The sequence below is a fragment of the Kitasatospora sp. NPDC036755 genome, assembly GCF_040636595.1.
In the GTDB taxonomy this organism is placed as follows: Bacteria; Actinomycetota; Actinomycetes; order Streptomycetales; family Streptomycetaceae; genus Kitasatospora.
Window position 1 is genome coordinate 1 of record NZ_JBEZUT010000129.1, and the last position, 22,584, is coordinate 22,584.

The window sequence follows — 22,584 nt, forward strand, 5'->3', positions numbered from 1 at the left end:
GGCTCAGGGGGCTCGGCGTCGGGCGGCTCGACCACCGGCGGCAGCGGCTCCGGCGGCTCGACCACCGGCGGCAGCGGCTCCGGCGGCTCGGCCACCGGCGGGTCCGGCTCCGGCTCCGACGGCGGCTCCGCCGGGACGGTCCACTCCGGATCCTTCTGCTCGCCGGCCGGCGCGACCGGTGTGACCAGCAAGGGCACCCCGATGGTCTGCGGCCCCGGCAGCGACGGCCGCAACCGCTGGAAGTCGGCGGGCTGAGACCGGGCGGGTAAGGGCGCCGTGCACAGGTGCCGCGAACAACTGACAGCCGACAGCTGACAGATTTCAGCGAACAGATAACGTCATCTGTTCGCTGAAATCTGAAACCTGTCGGCTGTCGGCTGTCGGCTGCCCCCCTGACTACAGCGCGCTGCGCTCCACCCGCCGCCGCTTGATCGTCCGGAAGCGCCGCGCCACCTGCCGGGCCAGGTCGGCCGCGCCGACCAGGCCGGCCTCGTTGCCGAGGGCGGCGTGCACGATGGTGGCCTCCGGACGGAAGCCGCGCCCGGTGAGGGTGCGGCGGAAGGTGTCCCGGGCCGGGCCGAGCAGCAGGTCGCCCGCCTCGGAGACCCCGCCGCCGATCACGAAGCGGCCCGGGTCCAGCGCGGCGGCCAGGTTGGCGATGCCGACGCCGAGCCAGGTGCCGACCTCGTAGAGCAGCTCGGTCGCGGTCGGGTCGCCGTCCTGGGCGGCCTCGGTGACCAGCGGTCCGGTGATGCCCTCGACCGTACCGCCCGCCCGGGCCAGCAGCGGCTGCACCACCGGCGACTCCTCGGCCACCAGCTCCCGCGCGTCGCGCACCAGCGCGTTGCCGGAGGAGTACTGCTCCCAGCAGCCGCGGTTGCCGCACGGGCAGCGGTGGCCGCCGGGCAGCACCTGCATGTGCCCGAACTCGCCCGCCAGGCCGTACTTGCCGCGGTCCACGTAGCCGTCCCGGACCACCGCGCCGCCGATGCCGGTGCCCAGCGTCAGCATCACCATGTGGTCCTCGCCGCGCCCGGCGCCGAAGCGCCACTCGGCCCAGGCGGCCGCGTTGGCGTCGTTCTCCACGATCACCGGGAACCGCAGCCGCTCGCTGAGCGCGTCCCGGAGCGGCTCGTTGCGCCAGTTGAGGTGCGGGGCGAACAGCACCTTGGAGCGGTCGGCGTCGACCCAGCCGGCCGCGCCGACGCCGACGGCGTGGACGTCGTGCCGGTCGGCGAGCTGGAGCACCAGCTCGACGATGACGTCCTCGACGACCTTGGGGCTCTTGCTCTTGTGCGGCGTGTCCGTGCGCAGCTTCTCCAGCACCTTGCCCTCGCCGTCCACCACCCCGGCGACCACCTTGGTGCCGCCGATGTCGACGCCGATGGTGGGCAGTCGCAGTATCCCGGCGGGCAGGGCGCGCCGGCGGCGCTCGGCGCGCGGGCCGAGGCCGAGCAGGGTGGGCAGGACGGGTGGCCGGGTGCTGCTTTGGGAGCTGGTCACGGCTTCGGACGCTCCTCACGGGAGTCGGGATCCCGGGGCTCGGAATCGCGGGGGTCGGAATCGCCGGGGTCGGAATCGGAAGAGCCGGACGCGGACGCCCCGGAACCGGACGCGGATGCTCCGGACGCGGACGCCCCGGAGGCCGACGGCCGGGCCAGCTCGTGCGAGAGCTCGGCGAGGTCGGAGCCGCCGGCCATCTCGGTGGTGAGCTGTTCGAGGCTGATCTCGGCACGCGGGTGGCTGCCCGCCATCCGGCCCCGCTTGAGCAGGGTGAAGTGGTCGCCGACCAGGTACGCGTGATGCGGGTTGTGGGTGATCAGCACGACTCCGAGCCCGGCGTCGCGGGCGGCGGTGACGTACTTGAGCACCACCCCGGACTGCTTGACGCCGAGCGCGGCGGTGGGCTCGTCCAGGATCAGCACCTTGGCGCCGAAGTGCACGGCGCGGGCGATCGCCACGCACTGGCGCTGCCCGCCGGAGAGGGTGCCGATCGGCCGGTCGACGTCCTGCAGGTCGATGCCCATCCGGGCGAGCGCGTCGCGGGTGGTGGCGCGCATCCCGTCGGCGTCCAGGCGCAGGCCGCCCCAGCGGCGCATGCCCTGCTCGGAGCCGAGGAAGAAGTTGCGCCAGACCGGCATCAGCGGGACGACCGCGAGGTCCTGGTAGACGGTGGCGATGCCGCGGTCCAGGGCCTCGCGCGGGGAGTCGAAGCGGACGTCCTCTCCGCCGACGGTCAGGATGCCCTCGTCGTGCCGGTGCAGCCCCGCGATGATCTTGATCAGGGTGGACTTGCCGGCCCCGTTGTCGCCGAGCACGCAGCTGATCTCGCCGGCCCGCAGGGTCAGCGAGACGTCCTGGAGCGCCCGGACGGTGCCGTAGCTCTTGCCCACGCCGTGCAGGGAGAGCAGTTCGTCCCCCGTGGACGCCGTGGGAACCGTCGAATCCTCGACCTTCATCGCGGCCCCCGCTCGGCCCGTCGCTTGACGTAGGCGTTCAGCAGCGCGGCCAGCAGCAGCATCGCGCCGAGGAAGAACTTGAACCAGTCCGGGTTCCACTGGGCGTAGATGATCCCCTTGCTGGCCATGCCGAAGATCAGCGCGCCGAGCGCGGAGCCGGCCACCGAGCCGTAGCCGCCGGTGATCAGGCAGCCGCCGATGACGGCCGCGACGATGTAGATCAGCTCGTTGCCGACGCCCTCGCCGGACTGCACGGTGTCGAAGGAGAACAGCAGGTGCTGGCCGAGCACCCAGGCGCCGAAGCCGACCCCCAGGTAGAGCAGGGTCTTGGTGCGGGCGACCGGCACGCCGACCGCGCGGGCCGCGTCCGCGTCGCCGCCGACCGCGAAGACCCAGTTGCCGAAGCGGGTGCGCAGCAGCACCCAGCTGCCGACGACCAGCAGGCCCAGCCACCACCAGACGGTGGCCTTGATCGCGAGCCCGCCGATGGTCACCTCGGAGGCGAACAGCCAGCGGCAGGAGGCGAAGCCCTGCATGTCGGCGATCGACTTGGTGGAGACCGTCCCGGAGATCGCCTTGGTGACGCCCAGGTTGGCGCCGGTCAGCATCAGGAAGGTGCCGAGCGTGACGATGAAGCTGGGCAGCCGGGTGCGGCCGAGCATCCACCCGTTGAACCAGCCGATGGCCAGCGTGGTCGCCAGCGAGACCAGCACGCCGACCCAGGTCACCGCGGTGAGCTGGTACGAGACCATCGAGGAGGTCAGCGCGGCGGTGGTGACCAGCACGCCGGCCGAGAGGTCGAACTCGCCGCCGATCATCAGCAGCGAGACCGGCACGGCCATGATCCCGATGGTGGAGGCCGCGTACAGCACGGTGCCCAGCGAGGAGACCCGCAGGAAGGGTTCGGCGACGACGGCGAAGACCAGGAAGACGGCGACGGCGGCGATCAGCGAGCCCAGCTCGGGTCGGGCCAGGAGCCGGCGCAGGGCCGCCGGGCGCCCGTCGACCAGGCCGTCCCGGGCGAGGAGGTCGGGGGTGCTCACCTGGTCCCCCTCGCGACGTACTCGGCGAGCGCGTCGGCGTTGTCCTTGGTCAGGATCTGCGGGCCGGTCTCGACGGGCTTGCCGCCCCCGAGCATGTTCAGGTTGTACTTGTACAGCCACATCAGGTCGACGCCGGTGTAGCCCTGGAGGTAGGGCTGCTGGTCGACGGCGAAGCCGACGCTGCCGGACTTGAGCCCGGAGACCACCTGGGTGCCCAGGTCGAAGGTGTCCAGCTCGACGGCGCGGTGGGCGTCCTGGACGGCCTGGAGGCCGGTGGCGGCCATCGGGCCGGAGAGGGTGAGCACGGTGTCGATGGCCGGGTCGGCCTGGAGCTTGGCGGAGATCGCGGCGCGGGCGTCGGGCATGTCGACGCCGTTGACGTAGAGCACCTGGAAGGCGCCGCCGGCCTTGGACTGGGCGCCGGAGCAGCGCTGCTCCTGGCCGACGTTGCCCTGCTCGTGGATCACGCAGAGCACGTTCTTGCGGCCGCGCGAGGCCAGCTCGGTGCCGGCCGCCTGGCCGGCGGTGGCCTCGTCCTGGCCGATGTGGGTGAGCGCGCCGAACTTCTGCGAGTACTCCTGGCCGGAGTTGATGGTGATCACGGGGATGCCGGCGGCCTTGGCCTTGCCGAGGACGTCGGCCATCGCGTCGCCCTTGGCGAGGGTGACCAGCAGGCCGTCGACCTTCTGGTCGATGGCGGCCTGGACGAGCTGGACCTGGTTCTGGGTCTGCGCGTCGTTGGAGTACAGGAAGGTGATGTTGTCCTTGGCGGCGGCCTGCTCGGCGCCCTTGCGCACAGTGTCCCAGAAGGCGTCGCCGGCTCCGGCGTGGGTCACCATGGCGACCTTCCAGCGCGGGGTGGTGACGGCGCTGCCGCCGGTGGCCGCGGCCTTGGCGCGGGCCTCCTCGGCGCGTCTGCCTCCGGTACTGCTGCAACCGGCCGCGGTGACCGCGAGTGCCAGGACGGCACAGACGGGCCAGAAGCGGCGGGACGGGCGAAAGCGGGTGATGCTCATCCCCATAGTCTCCCTGCCCGGGCCGCGCGGGATCGCACCGCCTCGCCCGGCAGCCCGAACGGCCTGGGAGGTATGGTGCCCCGGGGGACCTTTCCTGGTAGTTCGCTGAACATCTGGTCCGGACGACGTCTGTCCGGGTGGCAGACTAGGCGCCGATCCGAAGGAGGTTCATCACAAGAAAGTGATGTTCCTCTCAGGTTCCGCACAGATTCGGACGGCAACCGATCATCGGCCCATCACCGTCTGATGCCATTGACGTGCGTTCGGGCGAGTGGGCCCCGGGCGGCGTGCGACCCGGATACGAGAACTCGATGGATCTGACAGGTACGCCATTCTTCCTCCTCACCGTCATCCTGGTGCCGGTGTCCATCACAGTGGCGCTGCTGTTCTGGGGAAGGGTCGGCGGCCCGCAGCCGGTACGCTACCTCACCCGAATCGTCATGATCATGTTCTGCCAGGTCACGGCCGTGCTGATGGTCTTCGTGATGGTCAACAACGCCAACCTGATCTACGGCAACTGGGACGACCTGCTCGGCACCGGCAACCACGTCCGCGCGGTGCCGGTGGTGGCACCGGTCGACCCGGCCGCCACCGCCCCGGGCCACTCCGGTGACGCCGCCAAGGAGCCGCCGAAGGTCAAGCAGAGCTTCAGCGCCGTCGACGACCCGGCGGTGCCGAAGGACGTCCAGCGGACCGAGCTCAAGGGACAGGTGTCCGGGGTCGACGGCGAGGTGCTGGTCTGGCTGCCGCCGCAGTACGACGACCCGGCGTTCAAGGACAAGAAGTTCCCCGTGGTCGAGCTGATCCCGGGCTACCCCGGCTCCTCCTCCACCTGGTACGGCACCCTCAAGGTCTCCGAGCAGCTGAAGCCGCTGATGCAGCAGGGCAAGGTCGCCCCGTTCATCCTGGTCTCGCCCCGCACCAAGCTGCTGAACAACCAGGACGCGGGCTGCACCGACATCCCCGGCAAGATCAACGCCGACGCCTGGGTCACCCGTGACGTCCCGCAGATGGTGCTGGACAACTTCCGCGCCGACCCGTCCTCGGACCGCTGGGCGATCGCCGGCTACTCGGCCGGCGCGCACTGCGCGGCCAAGCTGTCGCTGGCCCACCCCAACCGGTACCGGGCCGCCATCGCGATGTCCGGCTACAACGACCCGGCCCAGGAGCCGGACTCCCTGGTCGGCAAGGACGCCAAGCTGCGCGAGGCCAACAACCCGGTCAACATCCTGAAGACCTCCCCGCAGCCGCCGAAGGTCTCCCTGCTGGTCAGCGGCTCCAAGGGGGACGGCTACGAGGACGGCGAGGCGATCCGCGCCGCGGCCAAGGCCCCGACCACCGTCCAGGTCGAGGAGGGCACCGGCCCGCACACGACCGAGCAGTGGAAGAAGATGGTCCCGTCCGCCTTCCAGTGGCTGACCTCGATCATCCCGGTGCAGTGACCCGCCCCGGGTAGGACCGACAGCGGAAGGGCCCGTCGCGACCGGTGGTCGCGGCGGGCCCTTCCCGTACGTCCGGGCGCGGCGTCAGGCCAGCTCCAGCGCCAGGTAGAAGTCCACCCGGTCCTCCAGCCGGGAGAGGTCACGCCCGGTCAGCTCCTCGATCCGGCCGATCCGGTACCGCAGGGTGTTCACGTGGACGTGCAGCCGGGCGGCGCAGCGGGTCCAGGAGCCGTCCGAACGCAGGAAGGCCTCCAGGGTGCGGACCAGGTCCGCCTGGTGCTCGATGTCGTACGCGATCACCTTGTCCAGCAGCCGGCCGCGGAAGGCGCGACGCACCTCGTCCGGGACGGCGGCCAGCAGCAGGACGTGCGAGGCGAGCTCCTCGGGGCCCGCGACGCAGACCCGGCCGATCCGGGAGGCCGCGATCCGGCGGGCGTGCCGGGACTCCTCCAGGGCGCCGCGCAGACCGCCGGCCTCCGAGGCGGGGGCGGAGACGCCGAGGGTGATCCGGCCCTCCGAGCCGAGCCCGGCCTCCAGCGGGGCGAGCAGCTCGCGCAGGGTGTCGGCGGGCACCGGGCCCTCCAGCGCGGGCAGCACCACCACGGCGCCGGTGCCCGTCCCGGCGACCAGGGCGCGGTCGGTGACCCCGCCGAGCGCCTCCTCCAGCGCCGCCCGCACGACGCCCTCCGGCAGGCCGGTGCCCTCGGCGCTGAGCACCAGCCAGGAGCCTTCCTCCGCTTGGGACTTGGGCTCCGGGCTCTCGTAGCGGGCGGCCATCGCGGAGGAGGCGTAGAGGCTGCGGCTGATCTCGGCCGGATCGGCGTCGCGGCGCAGCAGGGCGAGCACCTCGTCGGCGAGCCGGCGGCGCAGCCGACGGCCCTCGTCGCGGCGGTGGCGCTCGGCGGCGACCAGCCGGGCCAGGTTCTCGGCGAGCTGCTGGCGCTTGGTGGTCCACTCGGTGACGTCGCCGGCCACCGCGAGCACCCAGTCGGCCAGCGGGCAGTCGGGCTGCGGGGCGTCCTGCTCGCCGGACGCCGGGGCGGGCAGCAGGGAGTAGGAGCCGCCGGCCAGCCGGGCCCGGTGCGGGGGGCGGCGGCGCTGGCGCTGGGCGGCGAGGTGGGCGCGGACCAGCTGGTCGCGGTCCTGGGCGGAGAGCCGGTCGGCGGGGCCGGCGATCACCGCGCCGGTCGGGGTGAGCACCCAGCAGTCCAGGTCCAGGTCGCCGCCGAGCAGGTCCAGCACCGCGTCCAGCCCGCCGCCGCCGGCCGCCGAGACGAGCAGGCGGTGCCGGTCGACCAGGGCGGCGAGGTCGGCGGCGCGATCGGCGGAGACCTGGCGGCCGATGAACTCGGTGACGGTGCCGAAGGCGATGTCGTCGGGGACGGCGAGCAGCGGCATCCGGTGCCGGCGGCACGCCTCGACCAGGTCCTCGGGCACCGGGCCGACCTCGGCCTCACCGGCCGCCAGGGCCACCGCGCCGCCGGCCGCGAGGGTGCGCACGAAGCGCTCGGAGTCGGCCGGGACGGTGCGCCAGAGCATGCCGGTGAGCACCAGTTCGCCGCCGTGCAGGTAGCGGCCCGGGTCCTGGAGGTCCGTCGTCATCACACCGCTGACCTGCCGGTCCAGCTCTTCCTCGGCCGCGAGCAGGCGCAGTCGCGGGGCACCGGGGGCGAGCAGGTCACGGACGCGCATCCGCGGACTCCTTAACGGGGCTTGGGGGGAGGGATGAAGGGGTAACGATAGGGCCTGGCCGTACGGGCGTCCGCCCGGGTCCGTAGCCCGCGCACCACCGCCGGACTACGGTCGTAGGTAGCACCCGGCGAACACCCGGGCTGCGAGATTCTCCTCCTTAGAGGAACGTACAGGATGCCGGGCGGGCTCACAGCCGGGGCTTCATGCCATCGGTGACTGCCAGTGGGCCGCGTCACAGCGGTTCACTGGGCGACACGCCGCCGGGCTCCCGGCGGGCGACGACTTGAGGAGACACCCGCATGGAGTTCCTTCGGCCCGCCACCTGGGACGAGGCACTCGCGGCGAAGGCCGAGTACTCGACCGCGCTGCCGATTTCGGGCGGCACGGACGTCATGGTCGAGCTGAACTTCGACGTGCACCGGCCATCCGCGATTCTCGACCTGAACCGCATCACCGAACTCGCCGAATGGTCGAACGACGACGGCGTCGTACGGCTCGGCGCCGCCGTCCCGTACACCCGGATCATCGCCGAGCTGGCCGGTCCGCTGCCCGGGCTGGCGCTGGCTGCCCGCACCGTCGGCTCGCCGCAGATCCGCAACCGCGGCAGCGTCGGCGGCAACCTCGGCGCGGCCTCCCCGGCCGGCGACTCGCACCCGGCGCTGCTGGCGGCCGGGCGGGACGTGTTCGTCGAGGCGGCCTCGGTGCGCGGCACCCGGCTGATCCCGATCGACGACTTCTACACCGGGGTGAAGCGCAACTGCCTGGCCGCCGACGAACTGATCCGGGCCGTGCGGATCCCGGTGGCGGACGGGCCGCAGCAGTTCTCGAAGATCGGCACCCGCAACGCGATGGTGATCGCGGTCTGCGCGTTCGGCTTCGCCCTGCACCCGCGGAGCGGGACCGTCGGCACCGGGATCGGCTCGGCCGCCCCCACCCCGCGCCGCGCCGTCGAGGCCGAGGAGTACCTCGCGGGGGTGCTCGCCGGGCGCGGGCTGTGGGAGTCCGGGGGACCGCTGGGCAGCGAGGTGGTGCGGCGCTTCGGCGAGCTGGTGAAGGCCGCGGCCTCGCCGATCGACGATGTCCGGGGCACCGCCGACTACCGCCGGCACGCGCTCGCCGTGATGGCCCGCCGCACCCTCACCTGGACCTGGAACGACTACGGCAAGCAGATCGGGAGCGCGGCATGAGGGTCACTTTCACCGCCAACGGCAGGCCGGTCGAGGCCGACGACGTGTGGGAGGGCGAGAGCCTGCTGTACGTGCTGCGCGAGCGGGTCGGCCTGCCGGGCTCGAAGAACGCCTGCGAGCAGGGCGAGTGCGGCTCCTGCACCGTCTACCTGGACGGCGTGCCGGTCTGCTCCTGCCTGGTCGCGGCCGGCCAGGTGCAGGACCGCGAGGTGCGCACGGTCGAGGGCCTGGGCGCGGAGGACGGCGAACTGGGCCTGGTCCAGCAGGCGTTCGTCGACGCCGGGGCCGTGCAGTGCGGCTTCTGCACCCCCGGGCTGCTGGTGCAGACGGACGCGCTGCTGGCGGACGACCCGCAGCCGAGCGACGACGACATCCGCGAGGCGCTGTCCGGCAACCTGTGCCGCTGCACCGGCTACGAGAAGATCATGGACGCGGTGCGGCTGGCCTCGGCCCGCACCTGCGCGGAGGCGGGGGCCACGGAAGCGGGGGCCGGCGCATGAGCGGCACGACGACCGGCACCACGAGCGGCACCACGGACGGACCGACGGCTCGGCGGACGGCCCAACGGACCATCCGGGGCCAGAAGAACCTGCAGAACATCAACCAGGCGGCCAAGGACGGCGTCGGCGGCTCGCCGCTGCGCCCGGACGGCAACCTGAAGGTCCGGGGCGAGTTCGCCTACTCCTCCGACCTGTGGCACGAGGACATGCTCTGGGGCACGGCGCTGCGCTCCCCCCACCCCCGGGCGAACATCCTCTCGGTGGACCTCTCCGAGGCGCTCAGGGTGCCCGGGGTGTACGCGGTGCTGACCCACGAGGACATCCCCGGCTCGAAGTACTACGGCCTGGAGATCCAGGACCAGCCGGTCCTGGCCATCGACCGGATCCGCTACCACGGCGAGGCGATCGCGCTGGTCGCCGCCGACCACCCGGAGACGGCCCGCCGCGCGGTGAAGAAGATCGCCGTCGAGTACGAGGTGCTCACCCCGATCGTCACCGAGGAGCAGTGCCTCGACCCGGAGACGTACGGGTACGTGCACGAGCCCCACGAGTACAAGTCCCACGCGTACGGCAACATCTGCCACGAGCAGCGGCTGGTCTCCGGCCGCGGCGTGACCGACGAGGTGCGGGCGCTGGCGGACGTGGTCGTCAGCGGCGACTACGAGGTCGGCATGCAGGACCAGGCCTTCCTCGGCCCGGAGTCCGGACTCGCGGTGCCCGCCGAGGACGGCGGCGTCGACCTCTACATCGCCACCCAGTGGCTGCACGTGGACCGCCGGCAGATGGCGCCGGTGCTCGACCTGCCGGAGGAGAAGGTCCGGCTCACCCTGGCCGGCGTCGGCGGCGCGTTCGGCGGCCGCGAGGACCTGTCGATGCAGATCCACGCCTGCCTGCTGGCCCAGCACACCGGCAAGCCGGTCAAGATCGTCTACTCCCGGGACGAGTCCTTCTTCGGCCACGTGCACCGCCACCCGGCCCGGATGCACTACGAGCACGGCGCCACCCGGGACGGCAAGCTGGTCTACGCCGACGCCCGGATCGTGCTGGACGGCGGCGCGTACGCCTCCGCCTCCCCCGCCGTGGTCGGCAACGCGGCCTCGCTCGGGCACGGCCCGTACGTGATCCCGAACGTGCGGATGCACGCCGTCGCGCTGTACAGCAACAACCCGTCCTGCGGGGCGATGCGCGGCTTCGGCGCGGTGCAGGCGGCGTTCGGCTACGAGTCGCAGATGGACAAGCTGGCCGCCGAACTGGGCATGGACCCGGTCGAGTTGAGGCAGCTCAACGCAATGTCCGAGGGCGACTTCATGCCCACCGGCCAGCAGATCGACTCCCCCGCGCCGGTGGCCGAACTGCTGCGCCGGGCCAAGGAGATGCCGCTGCCGCCGCCACTGGACACCGAACACCCGGACATCCGCCGGCTGCCCGGCGCGCTCTCCAACACCTCGCACGGCGAGGGGATCGTCCGCGGTGTCGGCTACTCGGTCGGCATCAAGAACGTCGGCTTCTCCGAGGGCTTCGACGACTACTCCACGGCGCGGGTGCGGCTGGAGGTGATCGGCGGCGAGCCGGTCGCCATGGTGCACACCGCGGCGGCCGAGGTCGGCCAGGGCGGCGTCACCGTGCACGCCCAGATCGCCCGCACCGAGCTGGGCGTCGAGCAGGTCACCATCCACCCGGCCAACACCGAGGTGGGGTCGGCCGGTTCGACCTCCGCCTCGCGCCAGACGTACATGACCGGCGGCGCGGTGAAGCTGGCCGCCGAGGCGGTGCGCCGGGAACTGTTCGACAAGGGGCGGCGGCGCTACGGCTGGACCCACGACGACCTGCTGCTCGCCGGCGGCAAGGTGGTGTCGGCCGCGGCCGGCGTGCTGGTCTCCATCGTCGACCTGCTCGGCGACGAGGCCATCGAGCAGACCCGCGAGCACCACCACCGGCCCACCCAGGCCTTCGACCCGCGGACCGGCCAGGGCTTCGGCCACGTCCAGTACACCTTCTGCGCCAACCGCGCGGTGGTGGACGTGGACGTGGAGCTGGGCCTGGTCAAGGTGGTCGAGCTCACCGCCGTCCAGGACGTCGGCAAGGCGCTCAACCCGCTGTCCGTGGTCGGCCAGATCCAGGGCGGCTGCACCCAGGCGCTGGGCCTCGCGGTGATGGAGGAGATCATCGTGCGGGACGGCAAGGTCCGCAACGCCTCCTTCACCGACTACCTGATCCCCACCATCCTGGACACCCCGCCGATCCCGGTGGACATGCTCGAACTGCCCGACCCCAACGCCCCGTACGGGCTGCGCGGGGTCGGCGAGGCGCCGACCGTCTCGGCGACACCGTCCATCGTGGCCGCCATCCGCGCCGCCACCGGGCTGGCGCTCAACCGGATCCCGGTCCGGCCGGAGCACCTGACCACCGAACGTCCCGTCTGAGAACCGGAGTTCGGCACCCCCGGGGCGGCGGCCGTCCGTCCTCCGCGCCGCCCCGGGGCTCCCCGCACCCTGCCCTTTGCCCCCTACCCCTACCCCTGCCCCTGCCCCTGCCCCTGCCACCCCACCCTTGATCCACCCGCTGCCCCGCCCACGCCGGGGCGCGCAGCGGTGCGTTCGTCCCCACCGGCCGCACTCCGCGCCCACCGTCTCCCGCCGCGGGTGCCGCCGGCGCCCCAGTGAGTCGATACGTCCCCCTACGCCGCTTCGTTGACCGGCAGTCAGGTCGGCTCGCCCACCCCAACCCCCTTTGACACTTGGGAGTGGACATGCCCAGGATCCCCACGGAGCCCGGCACCACCGAAGACAGACCGGCGGACGACACAACCGCCGGGAACCGCCCCACCGGCGCCCTGGACGCCTACTTCAGGATCTCGGCCCGGGGATCGACCCTCGCCGCCGAACTGCGCGGTGGGCTCACCACCTTCATGGCGATGGCGTACATCATCCTGCTCAACCCGATCATCCTGAGCGGCGCCGACGTCACCGGCGCCACCCTGGACCGCGCCGCGCTGACCACCGCCACCGCGCTGGCCGCCGCCGTCACCACCGTCCTGATGGGCCTGGTCGGCAACGTGCCGCTCGCGCTCGCCGCCGGGCTCTCCGTCTCCGGCGCGGTCTCGGCCCTGGTCGTCCCGCACACCACCTGGGCCCAGGCCATGGGCCTGTGCGTGATCTACGGCCTGCTGATCGTGCTGCTGGTCGTCTCCGGACTGCGCGAGCGGGTCATGAACGGGATCCCGCTGCCGCTCAAGCACGCCATCACCATCGGCATCGGCCTGTTCGTCACGGTGATCGGCCTCTACAAGGCCGGGTTCATGCACACCGGCGGCCCCACCCCGCTCTCGCTCGGCCCGGCCGGCGAGCTGGCCGGCTGGCCGGTCCTGGTCTTCTGCGTCACCCTGCTGGCGATCTTCGTGCTGATGGCGCGCGGCACCCGCGGCGCCATCCTGATCGGCATCGCGGGCGGCACCGTGCTCGCGATGGTCGTCAACAGCGCCGCGCACATCCCCGCCGAGGCCTGGAGGAGCTCGGTACCGGTCTGGCCCGGCAGTCCGGTCTCCGCACCGGACTTCGGCCTGTTCGGCCACGTCGACCTGTTCGGCGCCTTCGGCGCGCACGGCATGGGCGCGATCAGCGCCTCGGTCGCGGTGTTCACCCTGGTGCTGGCCGGCTTCTTCGACGCGATGGCCACCATCATCGGCGTCGGCACCGAGGCCGGACTGGCCGACCGGCGGGGCCGGATGCCCGGGCTGTCCAGGGCACTGTTCATCGACGGCGCGGGCGGCGCGGTCGGCGGGCTGGCGGGCGCCTCCGGGCAGACCGTCTTCGTCGAGTCCGCCACCGGCGTCGGCGACGGCGCCCGCACCGGGCTCGCCTCCACCGTCACCGGCGCCCTGTTCGCGCTGATGCTGTTCTTCTCGCCGATCGCCGGGATCGTCCCGGTCGAGGTGGCCTCGGCCGCCCTGGTCGTGATCGGCTCGATGATGATGAGCCAGGCCCGGCACATCGACTGGGCCGACCGCGAGGTGGCCGTCCCGGCCTTCCTCACCTGCGTGCTGATGCCGTTCACGTACAGCATCACCGCGGGCGTCGCGGCCGGCGTCGTCTCGTACACCGCCATCAAGGCCGGGGTCGGGCGGTGGCGCGAGCCCGGGGCGCTGATGTGGATCCTCACCGCCGTGTTCGTGGTGTACTTCGCGATCACCCCGGTCAAGTCCTGGCTGGGCGTGCACTAGACGTCCGTCCCCTGCCGCACCCCGCCCCCCGTTCCCCGCCGCCGCTTGGGCGCCACCGCCGCCGTACGGGATCGTTTCCCGTACGGCGGCGTCTCCCGCTACTGTCGAAACCGTGTAAGGAGCCCTCCCCATGCAGGACATCGCCGAGCAGCTGCGGGCCTGGCACGCGTCCGGGCGCCGCTTCGCCGTGGCCACCGTGGTCGGTGTCTCCGGCAGCGCTCCGCGCGACCCCGGGGCGGCCCTGGCCGTGGACGCGGACGGTGAGGCGGTCGGCAGCGTCTCCGGCGGCTGCGTCGAGGGCGCGGTGTACGAGCTGTGCCGGGCCGCCATCACGAGCGGCGAGCCGGTGCTGGAACGCTTCGGGTACAGCGACGAGGACGCCTTCGCGGTGGGTCTGACCTGCGGCGGCGTCCTGGACGTGTTCGTCCAGCCGGTGGTGCCGGGGGCCGACGCCGGGCTGGACGCCGGGATCACGCACATCGCGGCCGGCACGCCGGTGGCGCTGGTGCGGGTGATCGCCGGGCCGGGCGGGCCGGGCGGGCCGGGCGGGCTGGTCGGGGCCACGCTGGCGGTCACCGCCGACGGCGTCACCGGCGCCCTCTCCCCCGTCCCCTCCACGGTCGGCGGACTGGAGCGGGCGGTCGTCGTGCGGGCCCGGGCGATGCTGGAGGCCGGACGCACCGGCCGGCTCGTGCTCGGCCTGGACGGCCGCCCCTGCGACGACCGCCGGCAGGGCAGCGTCACCTGCTTCGTCGAGTCGTACGTGCCCGCGCCGCGGATGCTGGTGTTCGGGGCGATCGACTTCGCGGCCGCGGTGGTGCGGATCGGCAGGTTCCTGGGCTACCACGTGACCGTCTGCGACGCCCGGCCCGTCTTCGCCACCGCCCGTCGCTTCCCGGAGGCCGACGAGGTGGTGGTCGACTGGCCGCACCGCTACCTGGACTCCCAACTCGGCCGGATCGACGGGCGCACCGTGCTCTGCGTGCTCACCCACGACGCCAAGTTCGACATCCCGCTGCTGGAGCGCGCCCTGCGTCTGCCGGTCGGCTACGTCGGCTCGATGGGCTCGCGCCGCACCCACCGGGACCGCGTGGCCCGGCTGCGCGAGGCGGGACTCGGCGAGGCCGAACTGGCCCGGCTGCGCTCCCCGATCGGCCTGGACCTCGGCGCCCGCACCCCGGAGGAGACGGCGGTCTCGGTCGCCGCCGAGATCGTCGCCCACCGGCGCGGCGGCAGTTGCCTGCCGCTGAGCGCCTCGGACGGGCCGATCCACCACGACCTGCCTCGCGCGGCGACGGAGGGTGACGCCGAGGGCACGGCGAGCGGCCCGAATCCCCGTACCCACGCGGCCTGAACCGGAACGCACTCCGGATCCGCTCACGTTGCGTGGCCACCGGCTCGGCGGGAGGCTGGAGTTGCGGGCTCTCCCGAGCCCGGGGAAGGAGCAGGGATCATGCGTGCCCTGCTGGAGGTCGAACTCGACACCGCGGCCTCGAACAAGCTCATCACCGAGGGAACGATCGGCGAAGGGATCCAGCAGATCCTCGACCGGATCAAACCGGAGGCGGCCTACTTCCTCAGCCGCCACGGCCGCCGCGCCATGGTCTTCGTCGTCGACGTCGCGGACGAGGCCTCGCTGCCGTCCCTCGCCGAGCCGTTCTGGCTGCAGCTCGAAGCCACCGTCGACCTGAACATCTGCATGACCGCCGACGAGCTCGCGGAGGGACTCAAGCGCCTCCACGGCTGATCGGCCCGGGACGGACGGTCAGTCGCCCAGCGCCAGCTTCACACCGAAGCCCATCACCACCGCGCCGGTCACCCGGTCCATCAGCCGCCGGGCGGCCGGCTTGCGCAGCCAGCCGCGCAGCACCCGGGCGAAGCCCACCAGGACGGTCGACCAGAGCAGGCCTTCGACCACGTGCACGCAGGTCAGCGCCACGCCGGCGGCGAAGTGCGGGACCCCGGCCGGGATGAACTGCGGCAGCACGGCCACGTAGAAGACCCCGACCTTGGGGTTCAGCAGATTGGTCAGCGTGCCCCGCCGCCAGCCGTGCGCGAACCCGCCGTCCTCCGGCTCCTCCTCGACCGCCGCCTCGCCGCCCCGGTTGCGCAGCATCCCGATGCCCATCCACACCAGGTACGCCGCACCCGCCCAGCGCAGGGTCTCGTAGGCCACCTGCGAGGCGGTGAGCAGCGCCGTCACCCCGGCCGAGGTCAGCGTCCCCCAGAGCAGCGTCCCGGTCTGGATCCCCAGCACGACCCCCCACGCCTGCCGGCGCCGCCCCAGGGCCGAGGTCCGCAGGACCAGCGCCGTGTCGAGTCCGGGCGTGAGCGTGAGCAGCCCCACGACGAGGGCGAAGGACCACAGGGCGGTTGTCATCTCCATGGGCCTCGATGCTCTCACAGCCCCGGGCGGCCCCGTCGGCCGCCCGTCAGTCCGCCGACCCCGGAGGAACGACCCACTCCGTCGGCTGGCCGGTGACGGCAGCGACCATGTCGTAGTCGCCGTCGTAGTGCAGCACGGTGGCGCCATGGCGCTCAGCGGTGGCAGCGATGACGAGGTCCGGCACCGACAGCGCCCGCCAGGTGCCGGAACCGATCAGAAGGGCCTGCACCTCGATGGCCCGGTCCCACACCTCGTCGGGCGTGGGCAACCAGCCGAAACCTTGCAGGCCTTCCCGGATCTGGAGCGCGTCGGCCTTGGAACGGGCACTGTGCATGATCTCCAGTTCGACGGCACCGCAGAGCGCGAGCCGCCCCTCGTTGAACAACCTCTCAACCACGACCCGGACCGCCGGCTTGCGATAGCGGGCGAACGCCGATTTGTCGATCAGGAAGCGCTCACTCACCCTCTTCCACCGGCCCGGTGAGGTCAGGCAATCCACCTGCGGCCAGCCAGGCAAGGAACTCCTGGCCCTTGCGACGCTTCACAGCATCCTCAAGGGCGGCATTCACGGTCGCGACCTTGGTCGTCGTACCGAAGATCTCGGCGGCCTCGGCCAACAGTTCGTCGTTGACGTCTATCACGGTACGAGCCATGGTCAGCCTCCCAAGCGGAGCGGGCCTGCAATATCAGCACCGACGGTACTTGATGTCACAGGCCCGTATGCCCTGGTCAGTCGTTGTTCAGCCGATCAGGTGACGTCGAGCCGGGCGGCGAGGCGCAGCAGGCCGGGGCTGAGGCGGGAGAGGAAGCGGGCGACCTTGGCCTCGGGGGTGACGGGCACGACGGGCCGGCCGGTGCGGACGGCGGTGACGATGGCGGCGGCGACCTTCTCCGGGGGGAAGCCGCGGCGGGCGTAGAGCTTGGCGGCGCGGGCCTGCTTGGCGGCCTGCTCGCCGGAGGTGGTGGCGGAGAAGGTGGAGGTGCGGGTGATGTTGGTGTTGACGATGCCGGGGCAGATGGTGGAGACGCCGATGCCGTGGCCGACGAACTCGGCGCGCAGGCAGTCGGAGAGCATGAACACGGCGGCCTTGCTGGTGGCGTAGGCGGTGAGCGCCTTGGACGGCAGGTAGGCGGCGGCGGAGGAGACGTTGACGATGTGGCCGCCCTGGCCGCGGTCGGCCATCAGGCCGCCGAAGGCGCGGCAGCCGTGGATCACGCCCCAGAGGTTGACGTCCAGGACCCGCTGCCACTCCTTCTCGGTGGTCTGCAGGAACGTCCCGGAGTGGCCGATGCCGGCGTTGTTGACCATGACGTCGGGCACCCCGTGCTCGGCGGCGACGGTCCGGGCGAAGTCGTCCACCGCGGCGCCGTCGGAGACGTCCACCCGGTAGGCGTGCGCCTTCGGGCCGATCAGCGAGGCGAGTTCGGCGGTGCGCTCGGCGGCCGCGAGGTCGAGGTCGCAGACCACCACCCGGGCGCCGTCCTCGGCGAAGGCGAGCGCGGTGGCCCGGCCGATGCCGCTGCCGCCGCCGGTGACCACGACCAGCCGGCCGTCGCCCCCGTCGCCCCCGGGGCCCCCGGTCTGTCCCGCGCCGGTGCGCGCGGCGAACTCGCGGACCATTCCGGCCACGGTGGATCCCTTCTCCAGCAGCGCCGACCAGTGGCCGGCGTGCAGCGTCCTGCGGGTCAGCTTCGGCGCCCAGCGCTCCAGCCCCTCGGAGAGGTAGGTGCCGACGTACCGGTCCCGGGTGAGGGTGACCAGCTGGACCGGCACCTCGGTCGGCCGCTCGCGCGGACTGCCCAGCGCGGGGCGGAAGTTGGCCCGGTACAGCTCGATGCCACGGACGGCGTCGCGGCGCAGGCTGGGCTGCGGGTGGTCGGCGCGCGGGGTGACGTGCTCCAGGTCGCGCAGCACCCGCGGCCAGGCCCGGGCCAGTCCGAGGCGCCACACGCCCGGGGCGAGGAAGGGCAGGTGGAAGGCGGTGATGTACCAGGAGTGCAGGCCCTGGTGCAGCAGCTGCCCGAGGTGGCGCGGGGTGGGGCGGCGCAGCCGGTGGCGCAGCCAGTGGCCCATGTGGTCCAGGCTGGGGCCGGACAGCGTGGTGTACGAGGCGATCCGGCGCTCGGCGCCGGGCTCGGTGACGGCTTCCCAGGACTGGATCGAGCCCCAGTCGTGGGCGACCAGGTGCACCGGGCCGTCCGGGCTGACGGCGTCGGCGACGGCGAACAGGTCCTCGGCGAGGTGCTCCAGGCGGTAGCCGGACCGGTTGACGGGGGCGGCCGACTCGCCGGCGCCACGCACGTCGTAGCGGACCACGTGGTGGTCGCGGGCGAGGTCGGCGGCGATGTCGTCCCAGACGGTGTGGGTGTCGGGGTAGCCGTGCACGAGGAGGACGGTGGGGGCGTCCGGGTCGCCCTGTTCGAAGACGGCGAGCGGGAGGCCGCCGGAGCGGACGGTCCGGCGGCGGACCGGGGGTGCGGGTGGGGAGGCCGACGGGCGCTTCGTCGGGAACGTCATCGGGTGGCCTCCAGGGGGGTGCTCGGCGCGGTGGCGGTGGTCGGCTCGGCGGCGTCGGGGCCGGGGGCGGTCGGCTCGGTGACGCCCTGCCCGGTGACGCGCTGTCCGGTGACAGTCTGCTCGGTGCCGGCCGTCCAGCGGCGGACGTGCGGCAGATCGTCGTCGAGCCAGTAGGCGTCGTCCTCGGTGACCACCAGCAGTTCCTCGAACTTGATGCCCACGCCCCGGAAGCCGATGTGCGGCTCGACCGCCCACAGGCCCGGGGTGGGCGCGTGCCGGGACGAGCGGCCGTCCGCCCAGAGCGGGGAACGGCCGTGCAGCCGCTCGGAGACGAGCTCCCGGCCGAGGGTCTGCAGGGTGCGCACGCCGAAGCCGAAGACGTTCACCCCGGCCGGACCGCGCGCGGTGTTGCGGGTCACCTGGTGGCCGATCACCCGGCCCGGGTAGACCCGGTGGCGGTTGTCGTACCCGTGCGCGGCGATCTGGGCGTCCACCGCGGCGTACACCTCGGCGAGCGGCTTGCGGGCCCGCACCTCGGCCACGATCAGCTCGCGGTAGACCTTGAGGTCGGCGGCCAGGCGGTCCCAGACCGGGTTCTCGCCGACCTTGCCGCCGTAACCGATGTCGGCGGTGTAGCCGTCCACCACGGGCGCGCAGTCCAGCACGTACGGCATGCCCTCCTCCAGCCGGCGGTTGCCGGCGAAGAACTGCAGGGGCGTGCGGAAGTGCCGGAAGGCGGTGCGGTCGCCGAACCAGGCGAAGGGGACGTGGAAGAAGTCCTGCACCCCGGCGGCGACCAGGCGGCGGCGCAGCTCGGCGGTCGTCTGCCGCTCGGTGACACCGGGTTCGATCCAGGCGGCGACCTGTTCGGCGCAGTGGTACGCGAGCTGCTGGGTCTCGCGGAAGCGGGCGAGGTCGCGCTCGGTGTAGCGGAAGGCGGGGGTCGCTTTCGCCATGGCGGAGGCTCTCCTTCTAGAGATCGAGCACGAGGGTCTCGCCCTCGCCGGCCCGGGAGACGCAGGGCAGCAGGGCGCCGGCGGCACGCTGCTCGGGGGTGAGGCGGCGGTCCCGGTGGTCGGGCGCGCCGGCCAGCACGCGGACCTCGCAGGTGCCGCAGAAGCCCTGGTGGCAGGAGTACGGGAGATCGGGGCGGGCCTCGCGCAGCACGTCCAGGGCGGAGCGGTCGGCGGGGACGTCGAGGGTCGGGCCGTCGGTGCCGAGGCGGACGGCGAACGGCTCGCCGTCGGTGACCGGGGCGGCGCCGAAGCGCTCGAAGTGCAGGGAGGCGGCGGGGGACGCGTCCAGGGCGCGCTGCACGGCGGCGAGCATCGGGGCCGGGCCGCAGCAGTAGACGGCGGCGCCGCGCGGGGCGTGGGCGAGCAGTTCGGCGCCGGTGGGCACGCCGCCGTGCTCGTCGTCGGTGCGCAGGACCACCCGGTGCGGGTCGAGGGCGCGCAGTTCGTCCGTGCAGGGCAGGGTGTCGGCGCTGCGGCCGACGTGCACCAGGCGCCAGTCCAGGCCGTGCCGCTGCGCCTCGCGGGCCATCGGGAGCAGCGGGGTGATGCCGATGCCGCCGGCCAGCAGGAGGACGGCGGGCTCGGCGCAGAAGGCGAAGCCGTTGCGCGGGCGGCGGGCGGTGAGCCGGGTGCCGGGGTGCAGGGCGTCGTGGACCTCGACGGACCCGCCGCCGCCCTCGGGCAGCCGCCGGACGGCGATGCGGTAGGCGGTGCGGTCGGCCGGGTCGCCGCACAGGGAGTAGTGGCGCTCGCGGCCGGAGGGCAGGGTGAGGCGCAGGTGGGCGCCGGGCTGCCAGCCGGGCAACCGGCCCCCGGAGGGGTCGGCGAGCCTCAACTCGACGACGTCGGCGGCCAGTCGGCGGCGTTCGGTGACGACCAGCCGGAGCGGCGGGGTGGGGCGGCTGTACGGCCGGCGGGGGCTGCGGCGCAGCAGCGGTCCGCCGAGGGCCGGGCTGTATCGGTCGCCGAAGGCGGTGAGCCAGCGCATGAAGCCGTCGGCGCGGGGCCGGCCGTAGAGGTCGGGGGGCGGGGTGAGCAGGTCCATCCGGCGGGGTCCTTGGGGTGGGAGGGGAGGAGGACCGGGCTCAGCGCCCGGCGGCCGCGCGGGCGGCCGGGGAGGTGGCGAGGTAGCCCAGCGCCTGGCTGGAGGAACCCTCCTGGGTCGGGTGGTAGCCCGGCCGCAGGTAGCGCAGCCCGGAGCGGATCGACCGGAGCGGGTCCGGCAGCAGTCCGCGCCTGGCGATCCGGCCCGCCTCCCGCCAGGTGGGCTTGAGCCGCCCGTCCAGGCTGGGGTCGGCGGCGAGCAGGAAGCGGGCGCCGCGCACCCAGAGGTGGACCAGCAGCGGCCCGGACACCGCCATGCCGCGCACCCGGCGCAGGTAGCCCGGGTCCAGGTGGACCATCAGGTCGTAGGCGACGCTGCGGTGCTCGACCTCCTCCGCGCCGTGCCAGCGCAGCAGGTCCAGCATCGTCGGGTCGGCCTTGGCCCGGTCCAGGCCCGGGGAGTTGAGCGCCCAGTCGCCGAGGAAGGCGGTGAAGTGCTCGATCGCCGCGATGAAGGCGACCCGCTCGATGACGTTCTCCCGCTGCCGGGCCGGCGTCAGTCCCGGCTTGTCGCCGAGGACCCGCTGGAACAGCCAGGAGATCTGCCGGACGTACGGCCGGGGGTCGAGCCCCTGGGCGAGCAGGTGGTCCAGGACCTCCTGGTGGGCCTCGGCGTGGATGGCCTCCTGCCCGATGAACCCGAGGACCTCCTCGCGCAGTTGCTCGTCCCGGATGAGCGGCAGCGCCTCCTTGAAGACCTTGACGAACCAGCGCTCCCCTTCGGGCAGCAGCAGGTGCAGCACGTTGATGACGTGGGTGGCCATCGGCTCGTCCGGGATCCAGTGCAGCGGCAGCTGGGCCCAGTCGAAGCGGACGTCCCGGGGCTCCAGGACGAGGCTGTCGTGCACGCGCGCGGCGGGTGCGGCGAGGGCGGGGACGGGGGTGGGACGGGGCATGGCAGGCCCTCCTGACCTGGGGGCGGCGGCTCGGCTCCAGGGAAACGTACTCGCGGGTAGCCGTGGGGACAAGGGTTTCGGCGACTCTTATCGACATCGAGTCTAATAAGTGACGCCCGCACCGGCGGGCGCCACGGGAAAGACGGGAGAGACGGGAAACGCAGGAAGCCCCACCGGTTTCCCGGCAGGGCTTCCCCGAACTCCCGTTCGCGGCGCGGACTCCGGTCCGAACCGGTCGGCCCCGGCCGGAGCCGGTGGGCCCCGGTCCGAACCGGTCCAGCCCGGCCCGTCGCGGCGCGCGCCGCCGATCCGCCGTCAGACCGCCATCGCCAGCATCAGCGGCGCCGCCCGGGCCGCCAGCAGCTCGGCGGCGGCCTTCAGCTTGTGGACGTTGTCCGCCGGCATCGAGGTGGCCAGGCAGCCGACCGTGCTGCCCGCCGTGATCGGCACCGCCGCGCACACCGTGCCCAGCGCGTACTCCTGGATGTCCAGCACCGGCACCGTGGCCGGCTGCCGCTCCAGCCGGTGCATCAGCTGGTCGGCGTCGGTGACGGTGCGGGAGGTGAGCCGGGCGACCGGATGCCGGGAGAGGTGGTCGCGCCGGCCGTCCGCGTCCAGCTGGCTGAGCAGGCACTTGCCGATCGCGCTGGCGTGCGCGGTGGCCCGGAAGTCCACCCACTCCTGCACCGCCGGCGCGTAGTCGGCGGCCGAGACCACCTCCACCGACAACTCGCCTTCGTGGTACCGGCTGAAGTACACCGCAGCGCCCAACTCGTCCCGCAGTTCGGCGAGTTTGCGGTTGAGCCGGGCCTTCACCAGCTGCTCCCGGTTGTGCTGGCCGAGCAGGGCGAAGGTGCCGCCGAGCAGCCAACCGCCGTCCTGGCACTGGAGGTAGCCCTCGACCTCAAGGATCTCGGCGAGCCGCCGCACGGTCGGCAGACCGAGCGAGGTCTCCCGGGCGAGGGCCACCAGGGTGGCTCCGTCGGGGTGGCGGTCGACCGCCTCCAGCAGTCTGACCCGAATCCGCAGGTAGTAGTGCGGTGTAGCGGCTGATACGACGACAGGTGTCCGTGCCGGTTTGAGATGATCGAGGTTCTCTACGCCTG

At 73.1% G+C, this 22,584-nt stretch carries 20 protein-coding genes and 1 pseudogene; 8 read left to right on the forward strand and 13 right to left on the reverse strand.

The genetic code is table 11. From position 1 onward, the window contains the following. Positions 1-255 (forward strand): annotated as a pseudogene (locus AB0E96_RS20325) (hypothetical protein); the annotation flags it as partial. A gap of 141 nt (positions 256-396) precedes the next feature. On the opposite strand, the gene AB0E96_RS20330 reads toward AB0E96_RS20325, so the two are convergent. Genes AB0E96_RS20330 through AB0E96_RS20345 form a run of 4 tightly spaced genes read right to left on the reverse strand, consistent with a single transcriptional unit; the run spans position 397 to position 4,518 of the window. Further along, the gene (locus AB0E96_RS20330) at positions 397-1,458 is read right to left on the reverse strand and encodes an ROK family glucokinase (protein ID WP_359825529.1); all 1,062 of its coding nucleotides are present in this window, start codon (positions 1,456-1,458) and stop codon (positions 397-399) included. A 41-nt stretch (positions 1,459-1,499) separates the two neighbouring features. Beyond that, on the reverse strand, positions 1,500-2,459 hold the full coding sequence (locus AB0E96_RS20335; protein WP_359825482.1) for an ATP-binding cassette domain-containing protein: 960 nt from the start codon (positions 2,457-2,459) through the stop codon (positions 1,500-1,502). Beyond that, positions 2,456-3,502, reverse strand: a complete 1,047-nt coding sequence (locus tag AB0E96_RS20340) for an ABC transporter permease (protein WP_359825485.1) — start codon at positions 3,500-3,502, stop codon at positions 2,456-2,458. The genes AB0E96_RS20335 and AB0E96_RS20340 overlap by 4 nt, the downstream gene beginning before the upstream one ends. Next, the gene (locus tag AB0E96_RS20345) at positions 3,499-4,518 is read right to left on the reverse strand and encodes a substrate-binding domain-containing protein (RefSeq protein ID WP_359825488.1); all 1,020 of its coding nucleotides are present in this window, start codon (positions 4,516-4,518) and stop codon (positions 3,499-3,501) included. The genes AB0E96_RS20340 and AB0E96_RS20345 overlap by 4 nt, the downstream gene beginning before the upstream one ends. A 362-nt stretch (positions 4,519-4,880) precedes the next feature. On the opposite strand from AB0E96_RS20345, the gene AB0E96_RS20350 reads away from it, so the two are divergent. Continuing rightward, entirely contained in the window at positions 4,881-5,960 is a 1,080-nt protein-coding gene (locus AB0E96_RS20350; protein ID WP_359825491.1) for an alpha/beta hydrolase-fold protein, read from the forward strand. A gap of 84 nt (positions 5,961-6,044) precedes the next feature. Here the strand turns inward: AB0E96_RS20350 and AB0E96_RS20355 are convergent, their stop codons facing one another. Further along, entirely contained in the window at positions 6,045-7,652 is a 1,608-nt protein-coding gene (locus AB0E96_RS20355; protein ID WP_359825493.1) for a helix-turn-helix domain-containing protein, read from the reverse strand. 299 nt (positions 7,653-7,951) lie between these two features. Here AB0E96_RS20355 and AB0E96_RS20360 point away from each other — a divergent pair, with 299 nt between their 5' ends. The 6 genes from AB0E96_RS20360 to AB0E96_RS20385 all read left to right on the forward strand — a co-directional run bounded on the left by AB0E96_RS20360 (position 7,952) and on the right by AB0E96_RS20385 (position 15,305). Next, a complete protein-coding gene (locus AB0E96_RS20360) occupies positions 7,952-8,839 on the forward strand; it encodes an FAD binding domain-containing protein (protein ID WP_359825496.1) in 888 nt (295 codons plus the stop codon). Then, positions 8,836-9,339 (forward strand): (2Fe-2S)-binding protein, encoded by a 504-nt coding sequence (locus tag AB0E96_RS20365; RefSeq protein ID WP_359825499.1) that lies wholly within the window; start codon positions 8,836-8,838, stop codon positions 9,337-9,339. Before AB0E96_RS20360 ends, AB0E96_RS20365 begins: the two co-directional genes overlap by 4 nt. Beyond that, entirely contained in the window at positions 9,336-11,762 is a 2,427-nt protein-coding gene (gene pucD / locus AB0E96_RS20370; RefSeq protein ID WP_359825502.1) for a xanthine dehydrogenase subunit D, read from the forward strand. The genes AB0E96_RS20365 and pucD overlap by 4 nt, the downstream gene beginning before the upstream one ends. A gap of 326 nt (positions 11,763-12,088) precedes the next feature. Next, positions 12,089-13,558, forward strand: a complete 1,470-nt coding sequence (locus AB0E96_RS20375; protein WP_359825505.1) for an NCS2 family permease — start codon at positions 12,089-12,091, stop codon at positions 13,556-13,558. A gap of 130 nt (positions 13,559-13,688) precedes the next feature. Continuing rightward, the gene (locus AB0E96_RS20380; protein ID WP_359825508.1) at positions 13,689-14,912 is read left to right on the forward strand and encodes an XdhC/CoxI family protein; all 1,224 of its coding nucleotides are present in this window, start codon (positions 13,689-13,691) and stop codon (positions 14,910-14,912) included. Between the two features lie 99 nt (positions 14,913-15,011). Continuing rightward, a complete protein-coding gene (locus AB0E96_RS20385) occupies positions 15,012-15,305 on the forward strand; it encodes a hypothetical protein (RefSeq protein ID WP_359825510.1) in 294 nt (97 codons plus the stop codon). Between the two features lie 18 nt (positions 15,306-15,323). Here the strand turns inward: AB0E96_RS20385 and AB0E96_RS20390 are convergent, their stop codons facing one another. The 8 genes from AB0E96_RS20390 to AB0E96_RS20425 form a co-directional block, all read right to left on the reverse strand. Then, on the reverse strand, positions 15,324-15,944 hold the full coding sequence (locus tag AB0E96_RS20390; RefSeq protein WP_359825512.1) for a LysE family translocator: 621 nt from the start codon (positions 15,942-15,944) through the stop codon (positions 15,324-15,326). Positions 15,945-15,990: 46 nt separating this feature from the next. Then, positions 15,991-16,407: a PIN domain nuclease gene (locus AB0E96_RS20395; RefSeq protein WP_359825514.1), complete on the reverse strand. Its 417-nt coding sequence runs from the start codon at positions 16,405-16,407 to the stop codon at positions 15,991-15,993. Next, positions 16,400-16,597, reverse strand: coding sequence for a type II toxin-antitoxin system VapB family antitoxin (locus AB0E96_RS20400; protein WP_359825517.1), 198 nt, complete (start codon positions 16,595-16,597; stop codon positions 16,400-16,402). The genes AB0E96_RS20395 and AB0E96_RS20400 overlap by 8 nt, the downstream gene beginning before the upstream one ends. Positions 16,598-16,692: 95 nt before the next feature. Next, positions 16,693-18,462: an SDR family oxidoreductase gene (locus AB0E96_RS20405; RefSeq protein ID WP_359825520.1), complete on the reverse strand. Its 1,770-nt coding sequence runs from the start codon at positions 18,460-18,462 to the stop codon at positions 16,693-16,695. Further along, on the reverse strand, positions 18,459-19,418 hold the full coding sequence (locus AB0E96_RS20410; protein WP_359825522.1) for a M24 family metallopeptidase: 960 nt from the start codon (positions 19,416-19,418) through the stop codon (positions 18,459-18,461). The genes AB0E96_RS20405 and AB0E96_RS20410 overlap by 4 nt, the downstream gene beginning before the upstream one ends. Before the next feature lie 16 nt (positions 19,419-19,434). Further along, positions 19,435-20,523, reverse strand: coding sequence for a PDR/VanB family oxidoreductase (locus AB0E96_RS20415; RefSeq protein ID WP_359825525.1), 1,089 nt, complete (start codon positions 20,521-20,523; stop codon positions 19,435-19,437). Between the two features lie 40 nt (positions 20,524-20,563). Next, positions 20,564-21,478, reverse strand: coding sequence for a metal-dependent hydrolase (locus AB0E96_RS20420; protein WP_359825527.1), 915 nt, complete (start codon positions 21,476-21,478; stop codon positions 20,564-20,566). Positions 21,479-21,793: 315 nt separating this feature from the next. Continuing rightward, the gene (locus AB0E96_RS20425; protein WP_359825531.1) at positions 21,794-22,507 is read right to left on the reverse strand and encodes an IclR family transcriptional regulator C-terminal domain-containing protein; all 714 of its coding nucleotides are present in this window, start codon (positions 22,505-22,507) and stop codon (positions 21,794-21,796) included. Between the last annotated feature and the right edge of the window lie 77 nt (positions 22,508-22,584).

Coding starts and splice junctions, on each gene's coding strand:
- AB0E96_RS20335 (WP_359825482.1), bottom strand. CDS start 2,459: ATGAAGGTCGAGGATTCGACGGTTCCCACGGCGTCCACGGGGGACGAA.
- AB0E96_RS20375 (WP_359825505.1), top strand. CDS start 12,089: ATGCCCAGGATCCCCACGGAGCCCGGCACCACCGAAGACAGACCGGCG.
- AB0E96_RS20405 (WP_359825520.1), bottom strand. CDS start 18,462: ATGACGTTCCCGACGAAGCGCCCGTCGGCCTCCCCACCCGCACCCCCG.
- AB0E96_RS20380 (WP_359825508.1), top strand. CDS start 13,689: ATGCAGGACATCGCCGAGCAGCTGCGGGCCTGGCACGCGTCCGGGCGC.
- AB0E96_RS20390 (WP_359825512.1), bottom strand. CDS start 15,944: ATGGAGATGACAACCGCCCTGTGGTCCTTCGCCCTCGTCGTGGGGCTG.
- AB0E96_RS20345 (WP_359825488.1), bottom strand. CDS start 4,518: ATGAGCATCACCCGCTTTCGCCCGTCCCGCCGCTTCTGGCCCGTCTGT.
- AB0E96_RS20400 (WP_359825517.1), bottom strand. CDS start 16,597: ATGGCTCGTACCGTGATAGACGTCAACGACGAACTGTTGGCCGAGGCC.
- AB0E96_RS20365 (WP_359825499.1), top strand. CDS start 8,836: ATGAGGGTCACTTTCACCGCCAACGGCAGGCCGGTCGAGGCCGACGAC.
- AB0E96_RS20355 (WP_359825493.1), bottom strand. CDS start 7,652: ATGCGCGTCCGTGACCTGCTCGCCCCCGGTGCCCCGCGACTGCGCCTG.
- pucD (WP_359825502.1), top strand. CDS start 9,336: ATGAGCGGCACGACGACCGGCACCACGAGCGGCACCACGGACGGACCG.
- AB0E96_RS20410 (WP_359825522.1), bottom strand. CDS start 19,418: ATGGCGAAAGCGACCCCCGCCTTCCGCTACACCGAGCGCGACCTCGCC.
- AB0E96_RS20360 (WP_359825496.1), top strand. CDS start 7,952: ATGGAGTTCCTTCGGCCCGCCACCTGGGACGAGGCACTCGCGGCGAAG.
- AB0E96_RS20420 (WP_359825527.1), bottom strand. CDS start 21,478: ATGCCCCGTCCCACCCCCGTCCCCGCCCTCGCCGCACCCGCCGCGCGC.
- AB0E96_RS20415 (WP_359825525.1), bottom strand. CDS start 20,523: ATGGACCTGCTCACCCCGCCCCCCGACCTCTACGGCCGGCCCCGCGCC.
- AB0E96_RS20385 (WP_359825510.1), top strand. CDS start 15,012: ATGCGTGCCCTGCTGGAGGTCGAACTCGACACCGCGGCCTCGAACAAG.